The organism is Mesorhizobium sp. RSR380A, assembly GCF_054719385.1.
Genome location: NZ_JBTTIB010000001.1, coordinates 2,225,583 through 2,243,990 on the forward strand (window position 1 = coordinate 2,225,583; position 18,408 = coordinate 2,243,990).

The window sequence follows — 18,408 nt, forward strand, 5'->3', positions numbered from 1 at the left end:
AAGATTGATGCCGACACTGTTCCGCTTTGTCGTGACGATGATGATTCTTGCCGGCATTGCCTATGGTACGATGGTGGCGTTGGCGATGTTCGTCGAGCCGAAAAAAGCCGAAATCACCGTGCGCATTCCACCGGAAAAGCTGAACCCCAAGAAAAACTGACCCAAAACTGACCCAAAACTGACCCCTGGAACATGAACAGCGCGGCTCGCATCGAAGCCTTTCTCGAGATGATGAGCGCCGAACGCGGTGCCGCTGCAAACACGCTGTCTTCCTACCGCCGTGATCTCGAAGACGCTTCGCAGCAGATTGCCGGCGGGCTTGCCGCTGCCGCCGCAGCCGACATCCGCGCCTATCTCGACGATATCGCGGCGCGCGGCTTTGCGTCGACGTCGCAGGCGCGCAAACTGTCGGCGATCCGCCAGTTCTTCAAGTTTCTCTACGCCGAGGGCTTGCGCGGCGACGACCCGACCGGCACGCTGGACAGTCCGAAAAAAGGCCGGCCGCTGCCCAAGACGATGAGCGAGGCCGATGCCGGTCGGCTGCTCGACCGTGCGGCGCTTGAGACAGGCGATGGCGTCAATGGCGACCGGGTGGCGGCACTGCGCCTGCACGCTTTGGTCGAGGTGCTCTATGCCACCGGGTTGCGCGTCTCCGAACTTGTCGGCCTGCCGGTGACCGTCGCCCAGCGCGACGACCGCTTCTTCATGGTGCGCGGCAAGGGCGACAAGGAGCGCATGGTGCCGCTGTCGGCCAAGGCCCGCATGGCGATGCGGGCATGGCTCACGGCCCGGGCGTCGGTGCCGGCTTTCGCCGACAGCCCGTTTCTGTTCCCGGCCGCCGGCGACAGCGGCTTTCTCTCCCGGCAGGTCTTTGCCCGCGACCTCAAAGGCCTTGCCGCGCGGGCCGGCATATCGGCGGCCAAAATTTCGCCGCATGTGCTGCGCCATGCTTTTGCCAGCCATCTCCTGCAGAACGGCGCTGATCTCAGGGCGGTGCAGCAGCTGCTCGGCCACGCCGATATCTCGACCACGCAGATTTACACGCATGTGCTGGAAGAGCGGTTGGTGCGGTTGGTCAACGATCATCATCCGCTTGCCGACTAGGCCTCATATCGCTATGTGAGGGCAACGTGCCCGCGCGGAGCCTACATCTGCGCGATGTTTGCCTTCCGACGCATCGGTCCGCTCAAGAATGTACAATTACCTCGATTTCGAAAAGCCGGTGCAGGACCTTGAACTCAAGATCCTCGAGCTGAAGAAGCTTGCCGAGAATGGCGAGGCGGTCGACGTCGGCGACGAAATCAGCCGGCTCGAGAAGCGCGTGCGCGACGCGCTGCGCGACATCTACAAGGCGCTGACGCCGTGGCAGAAGGTGCAGGTCGCGCGCCACACCGACAGGCCGCATTGCCTCGACTACATCAAGGGTCTGTTCAGCGATTTCACGCCGCTCGCCGGCGACCGCAATTTCGGCGAGGACCAGGCAATCATCGGCGGCTTCGCCCGCTTCCGCGGCGAACCGGTGGCCGTCATCGGCCAGGAAAAGGGCTCCGACACGGCGAGCCGGCTCAAGCACAATTTCGGCTCGGTGCGCCCTGAAGGCTACCGCAAGGCCGTGCGGCTGATGGAACTTGCCGACCGTTTCCAGATCCCACTTCTGACGCTGGTTGACACCGCCGGCGCCTACCCCGGCGTTGGCGCCGAGGAACGCGGCCAGGCTGAAGCCATCGCCCGCTCAACCTCGGCCTGCCTCGGCCTCAAAGTGCCATCGATTTCGGTTGTCATCGGTGAAGGCGGTTCGGGCGGCGCCATTGCGATCGCCACCGCCAACCGCGTCTACATGCTGGAACACGCCATCTATTCGGTGATCTCGCCGGAAGGCGCTGCCTCGATCCTGTGGCGCGACACCACGCGCTCGAAAGATGCGGCGACCAACATGAAGATCACCGCCCAGGACCTTCTGGAAATGAAGATCATCGACGCCATCATTGCCGAGCCGCTCGGCGGCGCCCAGCGCGCGCCCGAAACGGTGATCGCCGCCACCGGCGACCTCATCGCCAAGACGATGAAGGATTTTGCCGGCGCCAACACCGATTTTCGCGAACAGCGCCGCGAAAAATATCTGGCGATGGGCCGCAGCCTCTGATTTTGGCCGGCAGCGCACCGCAATGTGGCGTTAAGGAGCAATTTCGCCACAAAAATGCCGCCGCATTCGGCTCAATAAAAAATCCGTGACACCGGGCGAATTGCCGTGGGGGGCGCCGTCCGACGCTTGCGGTAAGGAATTTTCAAGGTTAACGGGCTTAGGGTCCGTCAGTGTCAGCATGCAGGCCCGGGCGCTATCCGGCCGTGCCGCGAGAAAAAGATATAGCCGTATCCATGTTTACCAAGCTTGCCCGCACTGGACTTCTGATCGCCGCGCTTGGCGTTGCCGGCTGCAACGATTCCTCGATGAAGAATTTTGCGCCGGAAGCCAGCAAACCGCTGCCGGACAAGATCCTGGCCGACATGAAGGCCAAGGGCATGATCCGCACCTCGTCGGTGATGGCTCGCATCTTCAAGGAAGAAGGCAAGCTCGAAATCTGGAAGGCCAAGACCACCGGCCGCTACGAGATGGTCGCCAGCTACGACATCTGCAAATGGTCGGGCAAGCTCGGCCCAAAATACACCGAGGGCGACCGCCAGGCGCCGGAAGGTTTCTATACGGTCCGCCCGTCGCAGATGAATCCGCGCTCGAACTATCACCTGTCCTTCAACATCGGCTATCCCAACGCCTATGACCGTGCCAATGGCCGCACCGGCGCCAATCTGATGGTGCACGGCGCCTGCTCGTCGTCGGGCTGTTATTCGATGACCGACCCGCAGATCGAGCAGATCTACGCTTTTGGTCGCGATGCCTTCCAGGGCGGCCAGACCGAGTTCCAGATCCAGGCCTTCCCGTTCCGGATGACCGCCGCCAACATGGCGCGCTACCGCAACGACCCGAACTATGAGTTCTGGAAGATGCTGAAGGTCGGTTACGACAATTTCGAGATCACCAAGGTGCCACCGAAGGTCGATGTCTGCGACAAGCGCTATGTCTTCAACCAGGTGGCGCCTGAGGGCACGACATTCGATCCGACTGGCGCCTGCCCGGCGACCACGCAGCCGGATTCGCTGAAGAGCGCACTCAACGCCTATCAAAGCAGCTATGACGCAGCCTTCACCGGCGCGGTCAAGGCCAGCGTGCCGGCGCCCAAGCCGACCATTGCCGGCATCAAGGAAGCCAGCATCGTTTCCGACTGGTCGAAGCGCCGCGCCCGGGGCGAGCGCGTGCCGATCGAACCGCCGTCGCTGAATTCCGACGGCACGCTGACCGAGACGGCGCGCATGGGCCGCATCGATTCGCCCGCCGGCCGCAAGATGGCGGCGCTGGACGCAGAGAAGGAAGCCAAGCGCAAGGCCGAGGAACAGCGGGTTGCTGCCATCGAGGCTGCGAAAGCCGCCAAGGCCCAGGCACTGGCTGAAAAGCAAGCGGCAAAGGCCCAAGCGCTGGCCGAAAAGGAAGCAGCCAAGCAGGCCGCCCAGCAGCCGGTCGCCACTGCGAGCGTCGAGGCGGCGCCTGCAGAACCGCCGGCGGACGAAAGCCGGATGTCGAAGATCAAGAACAAGCTGCTAGGCATGTTCGGCGGCTGAGGTTTTCGCCTTGCCGATGCATGCCGCCCAAAAGTGCGCCGCGGTTTTGGGACAAAGACATGCATGAAGACAAACAAACAAATCACACCGCGATCTATGACCTCAAGGGCCTGAACTGCCCTCTGCCCGTTCTCAAGGCGAAAAAACGCCTGGCGGCAATGCAGCCGGGCAGCCGGCTTTGGCTGGAGACCACCGACCCGCTGGCGGTCATCGACATCCCCGCCTTTTGCGCCGACGCTGGTCACCAGTTGGTTGAAACGTCAGCCGTCAGCTGCGGCCACCGCTTCCTGGTCGAACGCGGCGCATAGCGAGCCTGAGAATCAGCCCCCGGCTATCGCCAGCGGATTGCTCTCCAGCGCCGCGCGATCCGGCGTGTCGATCGACGGCCGGTTGGTGAAAGCGGAAAACAGCCGGCGCACATAATCTTCCGGCATATCGAGCGTGATCAGCACCAGCCTGGTGCCGCATTGGCCGTCCGGCCAGGCCAGCAGCCGCGCCGGCGGATGCAGGATCTTCTGTACCCCGTGGACAACAAGCGGCCGCGACGGGTCCTCCGCAAGCTCGATGACGCCCTTCATCCGCAAAAGCTTGTCGCCATGCGCAGAACGCAGCAGGTCGAGGAACATCTCGATCGCCGAAAACGGCACCGGGCCGTCATGGACCAGCGAGTAGGAGCGCACGCGGGAATCGTGGTGGTGCTCATGCTCGCCGTGATCATGATGATGATGGTGGTGCTCATGGGCGGCTTCTTCGCCGAGCCAGCGCCGGACATCGGCGGATTTGGTCGCCGGATTGTAGAGGCCGCAGTCGAACAGCGCCGCGACGCCGGTTCGGCCGTCGCCGGCCTCCAGCACCACGGCGCCTGGATTGAGCTGATGGACTCGCGTTCGCAAAGCATCGACGTCGCCGGAATCGCTGGCCAGATCGACCTTGGTCAGCACGATGCGATCGGCGACTGCCACCTGCTTGACCGCCTCGACATGGCCGTCGAGCGTCGCATTGCCGTTGACCGCGTCGACCAGCGTGATGACGCCATCAAGTCGGAAGGCCTGCACCAGGGCGGGATGCGCCATGATCGACTGCAGCACCGGCGCCGGATCGGCGAGCCCGGTGGTTTCGACGACGACGCGGGCGAGGCGGGCGATACGGCCCGTCTGCAGCCGGTCGACGAGGTCAGCCAGCGTGTCGACCAGTTCGCCGCGCACCGTGCAGCATAGACACCCGTCGGACAGCTGGATGATGCCGTCCGAGGCCTGCTCGACCAGAAGGTGGTCGATCGCCACCTCACCGAATTCGTTGATGATGACGGCCGTGTCGACCAGTGCCGGATCTTTGAGCAGCCGGTTGAGCAATGTCGTCTTGCCGGCGCCGAGGAAGCCGGTGACCACCGTGACGGGTATCGGAAAGCCAGCCATCGCCTAGTTCGCGGCTTTGACCAGCTGGTCGCCCTGCACCGCGGTTGCCTGGCCCACCACGGCCGGTTCGGCGCCCTTTGGCGCCGGAATGTCTGGCCGCCAGCTCGGCAGCGGCACATCGGCGTATTCCTGGCCGCCCTGGTCGAGCATCGCCTTCGGCGCCGGCCCGGTGGCGCCGCCGAGGCCGACTGCAACCAGCGTCGGCACGTGGTCGAGCTTTTCCTGATAGGGCGATTTCGGCACGTCGGCGCCCTTCGCGGCCACCGGCGGAGCCGCCTCGGACTGCTCGTGCGGCGCCTTCTTCCTGCAGATCTCATCATGCATGTCGTTGGGTGACATGGTATCGCCATAGGAAGGCATGGCCGCGACCGTGAGCCAGTTCGGGTCGGGCATGGCAAAGCCCTGGTCAAGCAGCCTGGCGGCGGTCTCGGCACGGCTGATCGCCGATTTTTCGCCGAGCACGACCGCGACCAGCGTGCGGCCATTGCGTGTCGCCGAGCCGATCATGTTGAAGCCCGAGGGACAGACGAACCCGGTTTTCATGCCGTCGGCGCCGGGATAGCGCCCGATCAAGAGATTGTAGTTGGAGATCGCCTTCTTGCCGACGGCAAGGCCTTCGATCGAGAACCAGGGGGCGTATTGCGGGAATTCCTTGCGGATCGCCATCACCAGCAGGGCAAGATCGCGCGCCGTCGTGTACTGCTCCGGCGAAAACAGGCCGTTCGGATTGACGAAATGCGTTCCGGTCATGCCAAGCCGCGCCGCCTCCGCATTCATGCGAACGGCGAATCCGGCCTGAGAGCCGCCTATGTTTTCGCCGATGGCCATGGCGATATCGTTGGCCGATTTGACCAGCATCATCTTCAACGCATTGTCGAGCCGCATCACCGAGCCCGGCTTGAAGCCCATCTTGCTCGGCGGTTCGCCCGCCGAATGCTTGGTCACCTTGATCGGTGAATCGAGCTGGACCTCGCCGGCGGCAATCGCCCGGAAGGTGACATAGGCGGTCATCAGCTTGCTCAGCGAAGCGGGATACCAGCGCTTGAAGGCGTCCTGGTGCTGCAGAACCTTGCCGCTGTTGAGGTCGAACAGGATCACCGGATTGGCCAAAGCTGGCCCAGCCAGCATAGGTAGCGCCAAGCCGCCCGTTAGCAGTAATTTGAGGATATGGCTGTGCCGCATCATGGAATCCGAAATCGCCTCTTGCCGTAGTCGCCCCTGGCTCCGTAAGATTTCGTTACGCGATGGCCAGCATGACCTGATCCGGCCCTCAATTTCCGGATCACATTGTCTGGGGTGCTATTTACCCTATGTGACGCCAAGATGGCAAAGTGCCAAGATGGCAACAAGCATGGCAATCACAATTGCAATCAAGCAGGCCAGATCGTCTGCTCCAACAGCGAGATGGAACCATTATGCCGATTCTCAACCGCGCCGCCGAGATGCAGGATGAAGTTGCCGGCTGGCGACGCCATCTGCACCAAACGCCAGAACTGAATTTCGATGTCTTCAAGACCGCCGCCTTCGTCACCGAGAAGCTGAAGGAATTCGGCTGCGACGACGTGGTGACGGGCCTCGGCAAGACCGGCGTCGTCGGCATCATCCATGGCCGCAAGGGGCAAGGCGCGACCATCGGCTTGCGCGCCGACATGGACGCGCTGCCGATCAACGAGATCACCGGGAAGCCCTATGCCTCGACCGTGCCTGGCAAAATGCACGCCTGCGGCCATGACGGCCATACGGCGATGCTTTTGGGCGCCGCCAAATATCTGACCGAAACGCGCAATTTCGCCGGTTCGGTTGCGGTTATCTTCCAGCCGGCCGAAGAGGGCGGCGGCGGCGGCAACGAGATGGTCAAGGACGGCATGATGGAGCGTTTCGACATTTCGCGCGTCTTTGGCATGCACAACATGCCGGGCCTGCCGGTCGGCCAGTTCGCCATCCGGCCGGGTCCGATCATGGCGGCGACCGCCGAGTTCACCATCACCGTGAAGGGCCGCGGCGGCCATGCGGCGATGCCGCACGGCACGATCGACCCGATCGTCATCACCAGCCAGCTGGTCGGCGCCCTGCAGACGGTCGCTTCGCGCAGCACCGATCCGGTCGAGGCGGTGGTGGTTTCGGTGACGAAATTCCACGCCGGCGACGCCTATAACGTCATTCCCGAGACCGCCGAGATCGCCGGCACGGTGCGCACGCTGAAGAAAGAGATCGCCAAGAAATCGGAAGAGCGCATCCGCACCATCTGCGAAGGAATAGCCACCGCCTTCGGCGCGACGATCACCGTCGACTATGACGCCAACTATCCCGTGACCTTCAACAATCCGGAAGAAACGGTCTTTGCCGGCGATGTCGCGGCAAATGTCGCCGGCGACACCCAGGTCCACCGCGCCATCCAGCCGGTGATGGGCGGCGAAGACTTCTCCTACATGCTGGAAGCCCGCCCTGGCGCCTTCATCTTCATCGGCAATGGCGAGACCGCCGGCCTCCACCATCCGGCCTACGACTTCAACGACGAAGTCATCCCGCACGGCATGAGCTACTGGGTAAAACTGGCCGAAACGGCGCTCGCAGCCTGACATATGCCGCCGAAAGGCCGGCCGAATTGCCTTCGGCCGGCCTCTTCATTGCCTTCGGCGAGCCCTCTTGGCGAAACGATCGGAAGCGGCTATGTGTCGGGCCGCGTGGTCCCGTAGCTCAGTAGGATAGAGCGGCAGATTCCTAATCTGTAGGTCACAGGTTCGATTCCTGTCGGGATCACCAGCAGCCACGATCAGTCCGTGAGGCGCCCACGAAACAACGTGGTGCCGTCGGTCAGCTGCGACCTGGAGATATCCCGGAACCCAGCCCCGGCCATCCACCCGCGATACTGACCTTCCGTGTACGATTCGCCTGCGCGGTAAAGGTTCAGGAAGGTGAGATTGAGAAAGACACCCTCAGGCGGGCCGAGACGGTCGTCATCGACGACACCCCACCCCGCAATTGCGATCTCGCCTCCTTGGGTGAGGCAACGCGCCGCGTTCAGGATCGAACTGCGCGCCTGGTCCGGCGGCAGGACCTGGACGACAGCCTTCAGGATTGCCAAGTCATGCCGGCCGGTCGATGGAGCGACCGTTATGTCGCCTTCTTCGACAACCACATCGCCGGCACCGTATTCCGACAGGATCGCTGGTGCGACCGCTGCGACCGTCGGGAGTTCCATCAAAGTCGCCGCAATATGCGGCCATCGCTCGCGAAGTCCGACCAGAATGGTCCCGGCGCCGCCGCCGATGTCGATCACCGAACGGACCGCCGAGAGGTCCAGCTCACGGGCCAGATTCCGGCCGAAAATCACCCCTCCCGGTGCGAGCATGCGGCTGAAGGCCGCTGCGGATTCTGGCCCCGCTTCAGAAAAGTCATGCAGCGCGGCCGGCCGGTTCTGCCGCAGCGACTCTGCGGTCAAAAGGTCGGCTCCCCAGAGTTCGCGCAGCAGCACATGATCGCCGCCGCGATAGGTCGGCTTGGACGCGTCGAGAAACTTCGACGCTTCGGCTCCGTTGCGAAACTGACCATCCTTGACGTCGAGGAGACCGATGCTGGCGAGCGCGTAGAGGAGCCGCGACAGACGAGCGGGCTCGACTTTGAGCGCTGCCCCAAGGCTGTCGGCAGTCGCAGCATCGCCGCCGAGCCGGGTGAAGATGCCAAGGTCCAGCCCGGCACGAAGCGCCAAGGCGGGGGGCACCCCTGCGATCAGCTTGTCGATCCGATCGGAATCCACCATGTCATATCCCGTTGTGCGATCCAGGATCGACTTTGAACAGATCGGCCAACCTCGTCAAATCAGTTCGCCAGCGCGCCGCTCTCCGCGTCGAGCAGGTTCAGCTTGGCGGTATCGGGTTCGACGTAAAGCGTATCTCCGGGGCCAGCGCTGATCCTACCAGCGCCCGCGACCGTTGTGCGCCGGCCCGGCATACCTCAAAAATCCGGCTGTGATAATGGCTGGTCGCGCCTTCGGACGCTACGCAGGCAAGGCCAGCAGCGCCAGTCCGGCCAGCGCCGAGCCGGCCAATGTCGGCAGCATGCCGATCCTCAGTTTCAGCATGGCGACCATAGCGGCTGCCGCCAGCAGCGCGGCACGCCAATCCAGCGACGACAGCACCGGCACCTCCATGCCCAGGCCAACGCGGTGCACCGCGCCGAAGACGACATGCAGTGCGAACCACAGCGCAAGGTTCATCACCACGCCGACGACAGCCGCCGTGATCGCACTCAGCGCCGCCGACAGTGCCTTGTTGCCGCGCAGCGCTTCGATGTAGGGGGCACCGAGAAAGATCCAGAAGAAGCACGGCACGAACGTCACCCAGAGCGTCAGCAATGCGCCGAGCGATCCGGCGACAAGCGGTCCCATCGCACCGGCGTGCCGGTAGGCGGCGACGAAGCCGACGAATTGCAGCACCAGGATCAATGGTCCCGGCGTCGTCTCGGCCAGGCCAAGCCCATCGACCATTTCACCCGGCGCCAGCCAGCCGAACGACGTCACCGCTGCCTGCGCGACATAGGAGAGTGCGGCGTAGGCGCCGCCGAATGTGACCACCGCCATCAGGCTGAAGAAGCCGCCAAGCTGTGCCCAAACACTGGCAGGGCCGGTCAGCGCCAGGATCAGTACGACCGGCCCGAGCCAGATCGGCACCCAGATCGCGATGGTGCGCGGCGCGTGCCATTTCGTCGGCTTGGTGTGAGCGAGTTCGCCGCGTTCGAACATGACGTCGACGGCGCCCCTGACATCGGGCAAATTGTCCTTGCCGCGTGCGGCTCCGGAAAAACGCGCCGGTGCCAGGCGGTTGCCGATCCAGCCGGTCAGCCCTGCAACCAGGATGATCAGCGGAAACGGCAGCCTGATGACATAAATGGCAAGGAACGCGGCCACCGCGATCGCCATCATCACCCGGTTCTTGAGCGCCCGTTTCCCGATGCGGAGGACCGCCTCCACGACGACGGCCAGCACCGCCGCCTTGATGCCGAAAAACAGCGCCTCGATGACGGGCGCATCATTGTAAAGCACGTAGAAGATGCTGAGGCCCAGCATGACAAACGCACCGGGCAGCACGAACAGGATGCCGGCAACGAGGCCGCCGGCGGTCCGGTGCAGCAGCCAGCCGATATAGATGGCGAGCTGCTGTGCCTCGGGGCCTGGCAGAAGCATGCAGTAGTTGAGCGCATGCAGGAACCGCTGCTCGCCGATCCAGCGGCGATCCTCGACCAATTCCTTGTGCATCAGCGCGATCTGTCCGGCCGGCCCGCCGAAGGAGAGCAGGCCGATCCTTGCCCACAGTTTCGCGGCTTGGCGGAAGGTCGGGACGATCGGAGCCTCGGTAGCCTGTGCATCGTCGTCCGCGGCAAGGGCGCTCATGGCGCTTTGCCCGCGCTGGGCCAATTGTGGGTTTCGTCAGTGGCATCGCGGCACCATCTGAAGAACGCATCGTAGAGCAGCATGCCGGCATCAAGCTGTTCGAGATCGTCGCGGAACATGCGCGACAGCCCGAGCGATGCAGCGAGGAACCCGGCCGCCTGCGGTACGAGATCGAGGCGCGCCGTATCGGCTGCACGCACGATCAGCGCAAGGCGATCGAGCGCTTCGGACCGCAACCCGAACTCTTCGATCATCGTGTCGAAGGTGCAGCGCTCGCCGCGATGGCTCCAGAACACGTCGTCGATGTCGAAGGCAACCGCCCCAAACCGATCGGCGGCCGCCAGCACTTCAGACGGCTCGACAAACAGGAACACCGCCGAGGGATCGACGAAGCGGCGGATCAGCCAGGGACAGGCGATGCGGTCGACCTTGGGGCGGGCACGCGTCACCCAGACCGTGCGGCCCTTGTCGTCGCGGGGCGGTATCTTGTCGGCCTTGACCAGAACCCCCTTGGCCGCCTGCCACGCCTCGAAGCCGCCTTCAAGGGATTCGGCAGCAATGCCCTCATGGCGCAGCCATGCGGCAACGCCTTGCGAAAGCTTCAGCCCCTTCTGGCAGATGACGACAGCATGAGCCCCCGTTAATTCGGCCGCCCAGTTCGAAACAGACTTGAAGTCGCGCCGGCACGAGGCCGGAAGCAGGCGCGGATCGGCGTCGTAGTCTTCGTCGATGCGGACATCGACAAGAACAGGCGCGTCGGACAGACCGACAAGGCGGGAAAGCTGCGCTACGGTGATTGCGGTTGTTGACGGCATGGCGTCCACCTCCAGCGTGAGAGTTTGGACGCGATCATTGGGCTGACGCCTCACGGGGTCGTCGCGAAGGAACCCCTTGCCACAATGCTGGATTGATCCTTCGCCTTTGTCAAGGAAAGAGCGGCGCCGGGGGACCGCGCCTACTGCGCCGTCCAGCCGCCATCCATCGGCAAGGTGGTGCCGGTGATCTGTCTGGCTGCGTCAGAGCACAGGAACAGAGTCAGCGCGGCGAGCTCCTCGACGGTGACGAATTGCTTCGTCGGCTGCGCTGCCAGCAGCACGTCGTGCTTGACCTGTTCCTCGGTCATGCCGCGCGCCTTCATCGTGTCGGGGATCTGTTTTTCGACCAGTGGCGTCCAGACATAGCCGGGCGCGATGGCGTTGACGGTGATGCCGTCCTGCGCGACTTCCAGCGCTACCGTCTTGGTCAGACCCGCTATGCCGTGCTTGGCCGAGACGTAAGCCGACTTGAACGGCGAGGCGACCAGTGCATGCGCCGACGCGGTGTTGATGATGCGGCCCCATTTGCGCGCCTTCATGCCGGGCACCACGGCCTTGATCGCGTAAAAGGCGGCAAGCAGATTGATGCGGATGATGGCTTCCCACTTGTCGTCGGGAAACTCCTCGATTGGCGCGACATGCTGTATCCCGGCATTGTTGACCAGAATGTCGAGGCTGCCCAAGGCCTGCTCGGCTTCGCGCACCATGGCGGTCACCGCTGCGCCGTCCATCATGTTGGCGCCGGAGTAGCGGCACTGGACGCCGAAATCCTTCTCGATGCCGGCGCGCTCCTGTTCGATCGCCGCGGCTTCGCCAAGGCCGTTGATCGTGACGTTGGCGCCCTCGGCGGCAAGGGCGCGGGCAATGGCCAGGCCAATGCCGCTGGTCGATCCGGTGACGAGCGCATTCTTCGAAGAAAGGGAACCCATGGAGATCTCGCGACTGTTAGGAGGACTACAAAGGCACATAGTTTGTGCGCCGCAACATGACAATGCCATAACCATATGTCGGCGCCATCACAGCCCTAAAACGCGCTTTGCCGGCCTCGCCGAGCGCCGTCTCAAGGCTGACACGTCAAGGCTGGCACGGCAGTGTTATGGTGCGGCGCAACATAGTCGGCCGCGCATTCGCGCAGTCATTCCTGAAGCATCGATCCAACGAATCAGGGGGGCTGTAGCTTGAAATCGCCGATGTCGTGATGCGTGCCTATGCCATGCCGCTCACTAACCGTCCTTTCCGCCCGGCCCGTATCGCTTCTTCGACCGCGACGCCCTAAGCTATCCCGCAATCTCCAGTAGGGCCGATACCAGCAAGTGGCGTTCGTCGGCGGACAGCACGTCGGAATCGAAGAGGTTCATGCTGCGCAGCCCTTCGATGGCCAGAAAGCAGACCAGCAGCGTCTTGAGGTCCGGCGTCTCGCTCTTCAGCCGCTGCAGCAGCTGTGACTTGAAGGCTTTTATCGGCGTCAGGAAATCCGGATCCTCGGCGATCGCCGAGAATATCCACGAAGCCGTCGGCTTCGGCTCCTCACAATCATCCGCCGAGAGCCGGATATAGGTGGCGAGCAGGCTCTCGCCGCTGGCGCCGGCGACACGGCCCGATTCCAGCGCCAGCTCGAACGCGCGCAGGTAATTCTCCACCAGGCCCTGCATCAGTTTGGCCTTGGTCGGAAAGTTATATAACAGGCCGCCTTTCGACACGCCGGCGCGGCTGGCGACGGCGTCAAGCGACAGGCTGCCGGGACCGGTCTCGCGTGCGACATCGGCGGCGGCGGCGAGTATCTTGTCGCGCGAATTTGCCCTTTGGGTCTTCATCGATCCCTTCCCCCGCACCAGCCTAGGCGGAATTGACAAGACCGTCCAGACGGTACAGTAAGTTCGCCGTCATTTGTAATCGGGACCTGGCGTCGATAAGTGTCCCGCTATTCGGCTATTTTGCCGGACACCGGCCGAGGGGACAGTTCGTGAAGCGCTTCATCTCTATCACCGCAATTCTGCTTCTGCTCGCTCTGGTGTGCGTCGGCGTTGTCGGCTTCAACCTGTTCCGCGACAACGCTATCAAACAGTATTTCGCCACCATGAAGCCGCCGGCGACGACCGTATCGACGGTTGTCGTCAAGCCTTCCGACTGGACGCCGGGCGTCGAGGCGATCGGCACGGTACGCGCCGTGCGCGGTGTCGACCTTACCGTCGAGACCAGCGGCATCGTCAAGGACATCCTTTTCCATGCCAACCAGAAGGTGCCGGTCGATTCGGTCCTGCTGCAGCTCGACGATGCCGTCGAACGCGCGGATCTGGTCGCGGCCAAGGCGCAGTCCGTGTCCGACAAGACGGCGCTCGAACGCGCGCTGGAGCTGCAGCGGCGCGGCGTCGGAACGGATGCCACGCTCGACACCGCTCAAGCCGCTGCATCGGCCTCCGCCGCGCAGGTCAACAAGCTGCAGGCCGTGCTCGATCAGAAGCAGCTGACGGCGCCGTTCGCCGGCACCGTGGGCATCCCCAAGATCGACCTCGGCCAATATCTCTCGCCCGGCAACGCAGTGGTGACCTTGCAGGATCTGGACACCATGCGGGTCGATTTCTCGGTACCCGAACAGCAGCTGCCGCTGCTCAAGATAGGCCAGGCGGTGCGGCTCGGCCTCGGCGGCACCGGCGGCGGCGCCGACATGCCGTTTGCCGGCTCCATTCGCGGCATCGATCCCAAGATCGACGCTTCAAGCCGCCTGGTGTCCGTCCGCGGCGAGGTCGCCAACCCTGACGGCAAGCTGACGCCCGGCCAGTTCGTCCAGGTTCGCGTCGAGCTGCCGCAGGAGAAAAACATTCTGTCCTTGCCGCAGACGGCATTGACGTCGAGCCTCTATGGCGACTTCGTCTTCGTCGTCGTTCCGGCGAAGCCGGCGGAAGGCGCCCCAGCCGCGAAACCCGAGGAAAAGCCTGCCGCGGGGGCCGACGCAGCAAAGCCGGCGGCAGATGCAAAGCCGGCAGACGCGAAACCGGCTGCCGAAGACGCCGCGGCGAAGCCCGCGGACAAGCCGGCTGTCGACCCCGCGAAGCCCGCGGCAGAACCGGAAAAGCCGGCGCTCGTGCTGTCGCAGGTGTTCGTGAAGCCCGGCCGCCGCAACGACGGCATGGTCGAGATCATCGAGGGCATCAAGACCGGTGACGAGGTCGTCACCGCCGGTCAGAACCGTCTCTTCAACGGCATGTCCGTCGCTGTCGACAACACCATTGACCCCAGCAAGTCGGCTAACCAGCAGGCTCAGCAATGAACTTTTCCGACATCTTCATTCGCCGGCCGGTCCTCTCCACCGTCCTCGCCTGCATGATCCTGCTCCTGGGTTTCCAGGGCATCTTCAACCTGTCGATCCGGCAGTATCCCAAGGTTGACGAGACGGCGATCACCATCACCACCGCCTATCCCGGCGCCAGCGCCGACCTGATCCAGGGCTTTATCTCCGCCCCGATCGCGCGGGCCGTCGCCTCGACCGAGAACATCGACTACGTCACCTCGTCCAGCCGGCCGTCTTCGAGCACTGTGGTCGTCCAGATGAAGCTCGGCTCCAATCCGGATGTCGCGCTCACCGAGGTCCTGTCGAAGGTGCAGGGCGTACGCGGCACCTTGCCGGATGCATCCAAGGACCCGGTCATCGTCAAGGGCACCGGCCAAGAGTTCGCGATGATGTACATCTCGATGCAGAATCCGAACATGAGCAAGGAGCAGCTCACCGAATATATCGAGCGCGTCGTGCGGCCCCGCATGTCGACGGTCGAAGGTGTCGCCGACGTGCAGATCTTCGGCGCCGAGGAATATTCGATGCGGGTCTGGATCGACCCGGTCAAGCTTGCTGCGCGTGGCGTCACCGCCGCCGAAGTGCTGGCGGCGATCAACAACTCCAACTTCCTGTCGGCGCCCGGCAACACCGAGAACGAATATGTCGTCTCCTCGATCACGGTTCGCTCGACGCTGCAGACGCCTGAGGCCTTTGCCGAGCTTCCGCTGCGCTCGACGGACGGCCAGGTGGTGCGCTTGCGCGACGTGGCGCGAGTCGAGCTTGCCGCCGAGAGCACCGACACGAGGGTGAGCTTCAATGGCAAGCCCGGCACCTTCCTCGCCATCTTCCCGACGCCGGCCGCCAACCCGCTGACAACGGCGGAGGCGATCCACAAGATCGTGCCTTTGATTCAAGAGACGCTGCCGAAAGGCATGACCATCGAAATCGTCTACGATTCCACCGAACAGATCAGCGCCTCGATCGATGAAGTGTTCAAGACCATCGCCGAAGCCGTCGCCATCGTCGTCGTGGTCATCCTGTTGTTCCTCGGCTCATTCCGCTCGGTGATGATGCCGATCGTGACCATCCCGCTGTCGCTGGTCGGCGTCTGCTTTCTTTTGTTTGCGGTCGGCTATTCAATCAACCTTCTGTCGCTGCTGGCCATGGTGCTGGCCATCGGCCTTGTCGTCGACGACGCTATCGTGGTGGTGGAGAACATTCATCGCCACATGGAGGAGGACCACATGTCGCCGATGCAGGCGGCCTTCAACGGCATGCGCGAGATTTTCTCCGCCATCGTGGCCATGACCATCACGCTCGCCGCCGTGTTCGCGCCGCTGGCCTTCACCGGCGGCCTGACCGGCGCGCTGTTCCGCGAGTTCGCGGTGACGCTCGCCGGTTCGGTGGTGCTGTCCGGCCTCATAGCCGTCACCATCACGCCGATGATGGCGGCGCGTCTGCTCAAGGCGGGATCGCACAGTCGCTTCCAGCGCGTCGTCGACGGAACCTTCAGCCGTGTCGAGCATGTCTATGAGCGGGCGGTCACCGCCTCCTTGAGAAATCGACCGGTGACACTGCTGATGGTCGTGGCGCTGGTTGCGCTCACCGGCTTCATGTTCACCAAGACCTCGAGCGAACTGGCGCCGGAAGAGGACCAGGGCTTCCTGTTGTCGATCGTGACGGCACCGCGCTACGCGACCTCGGACTACACCGAGACCTACGTCAACCAGATCCTCGGCCTGGTGAAGGACATTCCCGAAACCAGGGCGCAATTCTCTGCCGTTGCCTTTGGCGGCGCCACCAACGGCGCCTTTGTCGGCTTCGCCTTCAAGGATTGGGCCGAGCGCCAGCGCAACTCAAAGGAGCTTCAAGCCGATATCCAGGGACGCCTCGGCAAGGTGGCCGGCGTCGAGGCCTTCGTCTTCGCGCCGCCGACGCTGCCGGGCTCCGGCGGCGGCCTGCCGATCTCCATGGTGGTGCGCTCGACCGGTGGTTCCGCCGAGGTCTACGAGGCGGCCGAGCAGATTAAGAACAAGGCGCAGGCCTCCGGCCGCTTCATCGTCGTGCAAAACTCGATGTCCTTTGACGCTCCGCAGGTGACGGTGACCATCGACCGCGACCGCGCGGCGGCTCTCAACCTGCCGATCGCCGACATCGGCCAGACGCTGACGCTGCTGGTCGGCGGCGCCGAAGTGGCTCAGTTCGACCGCGACTCCAACAGCTACGACATCATCCCGCAGGTGCCGAAGGAATTCCGCGACAATCCCGAGAAGCTCGGCGAATATTTCGTGCGTAGCGTGACCGGCGAAATGGTGCCGCTTTCAGCGGTAGTGAAGATTTCGACCAACGCCGCGCCGGCCGCGATCGAGCAGTTCAACCAGCTGAACTCGGCGACGATATCAGCGCTGCCGCTTCCCGGCGTCACCACGGGCGACGGGCTGCAGACCCTGGAGAACCTTGCCAAGGAGAGCCTGCCCGATACCTTCTTCATCGATTATTCCGGCCAGTCCCGGCAGGAGAAGGAGCAGGGCAACACGATCCTTATCGCGTTCGCAGCCGCCGTAATCGTCATCTATCTGGTGCTGGCGGCGCAGTTCGAAAGCTTCCGCGACCCGCTGATCATCATGATGGCGGTGCCACTGTCGATCTTTGGCGCCATCGTGCCGCTCAATCTGGGGCTTGGAACGCTCAATATCTACACGCAGGTCGGCCTGATCACACTGATAGGTCTGATCACCAAGCATGGCATTCTTCTGGTCGAGTTCGCCAACCAGCAGCGCGAGCTGCATGGCATGAGGCGGCGCGATGCGATCGTCGCCTCGGCCAAGGTGCGCTTGCGGCCGATCCTGATGACGACAGCGGCGATGGCGCTCGGCGTCGTGCCGCTGATCGTGTCCAGTGGTGCTGGTGCGGCGGCGCGCTATTCGATGGGCCTCGTGATCTTCACCGGCATCCTGGTCGGAACCATGTTCACCCTGTTCGTGGTGCCGATGTTCTACACCTTCATCGCCAGCAAGGACCTGCCGCACCACGCCGAAAAGCCAGACCCGAAGCTGATGCCGGTGCACGCGGACTGAGCTGCGAACGGCGTTAGCGAACAAACGAAAAGAGGCCGGAAATTTCCGGCCTCTTTTTTGACTGGATTGATTTACCGCGAAGCTCTGATGGAGCTTCAGGCGGGAACTTGCGGTGCGGCATGACCTGGCCGGCTGCGCTGCACCATCGCTCCAAACGCAGTCTGCTACTTGACGATGACGATGCTGGTGTTGGTCGGGCCGAAGGTTTCGACCAACTGGTAGAAGTCGGCGGCATTGTCGGGATGCAGCCGCACGCAGCCATGCGACGCCGGCCGTCCCAGCCGCTTGATGGCGTTGGTCGCATGCACGGCGTAGCCGCCGCTGAAGAAGACCGAATGCGGCATCGGCGCGTTGTCGTATTTCTTCGAATGCCACATCTCGTGCATGCGGGTCGGCTTGAACGAGCCGGTCGGCGTGACATGCGCACTGTCGCCGGTCGAGACCTTCCAGGCGAAAGTCGGCCGGCCATCGACCAGCACTTCCATGGTCTGCTGCGACAGCGAAACACGCGCCACGATCTGGTTTGCCGCGGCATGGGCGGTGCTGTTGGCGGTGCCAAGCAGAAGCGCGGCGCCGCCGGCTGCGGCGGTGACGTTGATGAGTTTGGCGGAAATGGCTTTGTACATGATGGCTCCTCTTTGCCGGTCCTGCCGGCGTCAATTCGGTGGCCGCCTTATCCCCGCGCCATGTTTCAGACTGACTTCGCTGAGGCTCGTTTGTGTTTCGAATCTGTTTCCTCTGGTTAACAAGCAAGGTGGACAAGGGAAGC

Annotated in this window: 16 protein-coding genes and 1 tRNA gene; 9 read left to right on the forward strand and 8 right to left on the reverse strand. The window is 63.4% G+C overall.

Features of this window, described 5'->3' with window-relative positions; translation table 11 throughout:
• The first annotated feature begins 7 nt into the window (after positions 1-7).
• The 5 genes from ACYG9Z_RS10720 to ACYG9Z_RS10740 all read left to right on the forward strand — a co-directional run bounded on the left by ACYG9Z_RS10720 (position 8) and on the right by ACYG9Z_RS10740 (position 3,980).
• Complete coding sequence (locus tag ACYG9Z_RS10720) at positions 8-160, forward strand: hypothetical protein (protein ID WP_023670666.1); 153 nt, start codon at positions 8-10, stop codon at positions 158-160.
• 32 nt (positions 161-192) lie between these two features.
• Complete coding sequence (locus ACYG9Z_RS10725; RefSeq protein ID WP_460222813.1) at positions 193-1,104, forward strand: site-specific tyrosine recombinase XerD; 912 nt, start codon at positions 193-195, stop codon at positions 1,102-1,104.
• An 88-nt stretch (positions 1,105-1,192) separates the two neighbouring features.
• Positions 1,193-2,143, forward strand: a complete 951-nt coding sequence (locus ACYG9Z_RS10730) for an acetyl-CoA carboxylase carboxyltransferase subunit alpha (RefSeq protein ID WP_023685389.1) — start codon at positions 1,193-1,195, stop codon at positions 2,141-2,143.
• Positions 2,144-2,376: 233 nt separating this feature from the next.
• The gene (locus tag ACYG9Z_RS10735) at positions 2,377-3,672 is read left to right on the forward strand and encodes a L,D-transpeptidase family protein (RefSeq protein WP_023751683.1); all 1,296 of its coding nucleotides are present in this window, start codon (positions 2,377-2,379) and stop codon (positions 3,670-3,672) included.
• A gap of 59 nt (positions 3,673-3,731) precedes the next feature.
• Complete coding sequence (locus ACYG9Z_RS10740; RefSeq protein ID WP_031244042.1) at positions 3,732-3,980, forward strand: sulfurtransferase TusA family protein; 249 nt, start codon at positions 3,732-3,734, stop codon at positions 3,978-3,980.
• Between the two features lie 12 nt (positions 3,981-3,992).
• Here the strand turns inward: ACYG9Z_RS10740 and ACYG9Z_RS10745 are convergent, their stop codons facing one another.
• Both ACYG9Z_RS10745 and ACYG9Z_RS10750 read right to left on the reverse strand, forming a co-directional pair.
• On the reverse strand, positions 3,993-5,087 hold the full coding sequence (locus tag ACYG9Z_RS10745; protein ID WP_023751681.1) for a CobW family GTP-binding protein: 1,095 nt from the start codon (positions 5,085-5,087) through the stop codon (positions 3,993-3,995).
• Between the two features lie 3 nt (positions 5,088-5,090).
• Positions 5,091-6,269, reverse strand: coding sequence for a D-alanyl-D-alanine carboxypeptidase family protein (locus ACYG9Z_RS10750; protein ID WP_023699101.1), 1,179 nt, complete (start codon positions 6,267-6,269; stop codon positions 5,091-5,093).
• Between the two features lie 233 nt (positions 6,270-6,502).
• On the opposite strand from ACYG9Z_RS10750, the gene ACYG9Z_RS10755 reads away from it, so the two are divergent.
• A complete protein-coding gene (locus ACYG9Z_RS10755; protein WP_023742908.1) occupies positions 6,503-7,666 on the forward strand; it encodes a M20 aminoacylase family protein in 1,164 nt (387 codons plus the stop codon).
• 107 nt (positions 7,667-7,773) lie between these two features.
• Positions 7,774-7,850, forward strand: a tRNA-Arg gene (locus tag ACYG9Z_RS10760).
• Positions 7,851-7,860: 10 nt separating this feature from the next.
• Here ACYG9Z_RS10760 and ACYG9Z_RS10765 read toward each other — a convergent pair.
• The 5 genes from ACYG9Z_RS10765 to ACYG9Z_RS10785 all read right to left on the reverse strand — a co-directional run bounded on the left by ACYG9Z_RS10765 (position 7,861) and on the right by ACYG9Z_RS10785 (position 13,105).
• Positions 7,861-8,847, reverse strand: a complete 987-nt coding sequence (locus ACYG9Z_RS10765) for a methyltransferase (RefSeq protein ID WP_023751680.1) — start codon at positions 8,845-8,847, stop codon at positions 7,861-7,863.
• A gap of 237 nt (positions 8,848-9,084) precedes the next feature.
• Positions 9,085-10,476 (reverse strand): chromate efflux transporter, encoded by a 1,392-nt coding sequence (gene chrA, locus ACYG9Z_RS10770; RefSeq protein ID WP_023751679.1) that lies wholly within the window; start codon positions 10,474-10,476, stop codon positions 9,085-9,087.
• Positions 10,473-11,291, reverse strand: coding sequence for a chromate resistance protein ChrB domain-containing protein (locus ACYG9Z_RS10775; protein WP_023714995.1), 819 nt, complete (start codon positions 11,289-11,291; stop codon positions 10,473-10,475). The genes chrA and ACYG9Z_RS10775 overlap by 4 nt, the downstream gene beginning before the upstream one ends.
• 140 nt (positions 11,292-11,431) lie before the next feature.
• A complete protein-coding gene (locus ACYG9Z_RS10780) occupies positions 11,432-12,220 on the reverse strand; it encodes a 3-hydroxybutyrate dehydrogenase (RefSeq protein WP_023714996.1) in 789 nt (262 codons plus the stop codon).
• Positions 12,221-12,568: 348 nt separating this feature from the next.
• A complete protein-coding gene (locus ACYG9Z_RS10785; RefSeq protein WP_023670057.1) occupies positions 12,569-13,105 on the reverse strand; it encodes a TetR/AcrR family transcriptional regulator in 537 nt (178 codons plus the stop codon).
• A 149-nt stretch (positions 13,106-13,254) separates the two neighbouring features.
• Here ACYG9Z_RS10785 and ACYG9Z_RS10790 point away from each other — a divergent pair, with 149 nt between their 5' ends.
• Together ACYG9Z_RS10790 and ACYG9Z_RS10795 are read left to right on the forward strand one after the other, a co-directional pair.
• Entirely contained in the window at positions 13,255-14,559 is a 1,305-nt protein-coding gene (locus ACYG9Z_RS10790; protein WP_023708598.1) for an efflux RND transporter periplasmic adaptor subunit, read from the forward strand.
• A complete protein-coding gene (locus tag ACYG9Z_RS10795; RefSeq protein WP_023696405.1) occupies positions 14,556-17,639 on the forward strand; it encodes an efflux RND transporter permease subunit in 3,084 nt (1,027 codons plus the stop codon). The genes ACYG9Z_RS10790 and ACYG9Z_RS10795 overlap by 4 nt, the downstream gene beginning before the upstream one ends.
• Positions 17,640-17,803: 164 nt before the next feature.
• Here the strand turns inward: ACYG9Z_RS10795 and ACYG9Z_RS10800 are convergent, their stop codons facing one another.
• Positions 17,804-18,265, reverse strand: a complete 462-nt coding sequence (locus ACYG9Z_RS10800) for a L,D-transpeptidase (RefSeq protein ID WP_023683946.1) — start codon at positions 18,263-18,265, stop codon at positions 17,804-17,806.
• Positions 18,266-18,408: the final 143 nt, after the last annotated feature.

Bases quoted from the DNA above. Each gene is read 5' to 3' on its own strand.
- ACYG9Z_RS10720 (WP_023670666.1), top strand. From the start codon at position 8: ATGCCGACACTGTTCCGCTTTGTCGTGACGATGATGATTCTTGCCGGC.
- ACYG9Z_RS10725 (WP_460222813.1), top strand. From the start codon at position 193: ATGAACAGCGCGGCTCGCATCGAAGCCTTTCTCGAGATGATGAGCGCC.
- ACYG9Z_RS10730 (WP_023685389.1), top strand. From the start codon at position 1,193: ATGTACAATTACCTCGATTTCGAAAAGCCGGTGCAGGACCTTGAACTC.
- ACYG9Z_RS10735 (WP_023751683.1), top strand. From the start codon at position 2,377: ATGTTTACCAAGCTTGCCCGCACTGGACTTCTGATCGCCGCGCTTGGC.
- ACYG9Z_RS10740 (WP_031244042.1), top strand. From the start codon at position 3,732: ATGCATGAAGACAAACAAACAAATCACACCGCGATCTATGACCTCAAG.
- ACYG9Z_RS10745 (WP_023751681.1), bottom strand. From the start codon at position 5,087: ATGGCTGGCTTTCCGATACCCGTCACGGTGGTCACCGGCTTCCTCGGC.
- ACYG9Z_RS10750 (WP_023699101.1), bottom strand. From the start codon at position 6,269: ATGCGGCACAGCCATATCCTCAAATTACTGCTAACGGGCGGCTTGGCG.
- ACYG9Z_RS10755 (WP_023742908.1), top strand. From the start codon at position 6,503: ATGCCGATTCTCAACCGCGCCGCCGAGATGCAGGATGAAGTTGCCGGC.
- ACYG9Z_RS10765 (WP_023751680.1), bottom strand. From the start codon at position 8,847: ATGGTGGATTCCGATCGGATCGACAAGCTGATCGCAGGGGTGCCCCCC.
- chrA (WP_023751679.1), bottom strand. From the start codon at position 10,476: ATGAGCGCCCTTGCCGCGGACGACGATGCACAGGCTACCGAGGCTCCG.
- ACYG9Z_RS10775 (WP_023714995.1), bottom strand. From the start codon at position 11,291: ATGCCGTCAACAACCGCAATCACCGTAGCGCAGCTTTCCCGCCTTGTC.
- ACYG9Z_RS10780 (WP_023714996.1), bottom strand. From the start codon at position 12,220: ATGGGTTCCCTTTCTTCGAAGAATGCGCTCGTCACCGGATCGACCAGC.
- ACYG9Z_RS10785 (WP_023670057.1), bottom strand. From the start codon at position 13,105: ATGAAGACCCAAAGGGCAAATTCGCGCGACAAGATACTCGCCGCCGCC.
- ACYG9Z_RS10795 (WP_023696405.1), top strand. From the start codon at position 14,556: ATGAACTTTTCCGACATCTTCATTCGCCGGCCGGTCCTCTCCACCGTC.
- ACYG9Z_RS10800 (WP_023683946.1), bottom strand. From the start codon at position 18,265: ATGTACAAAGCCATTTCCGCCAAACTCATCAACGTCACCGCCGCAGCC.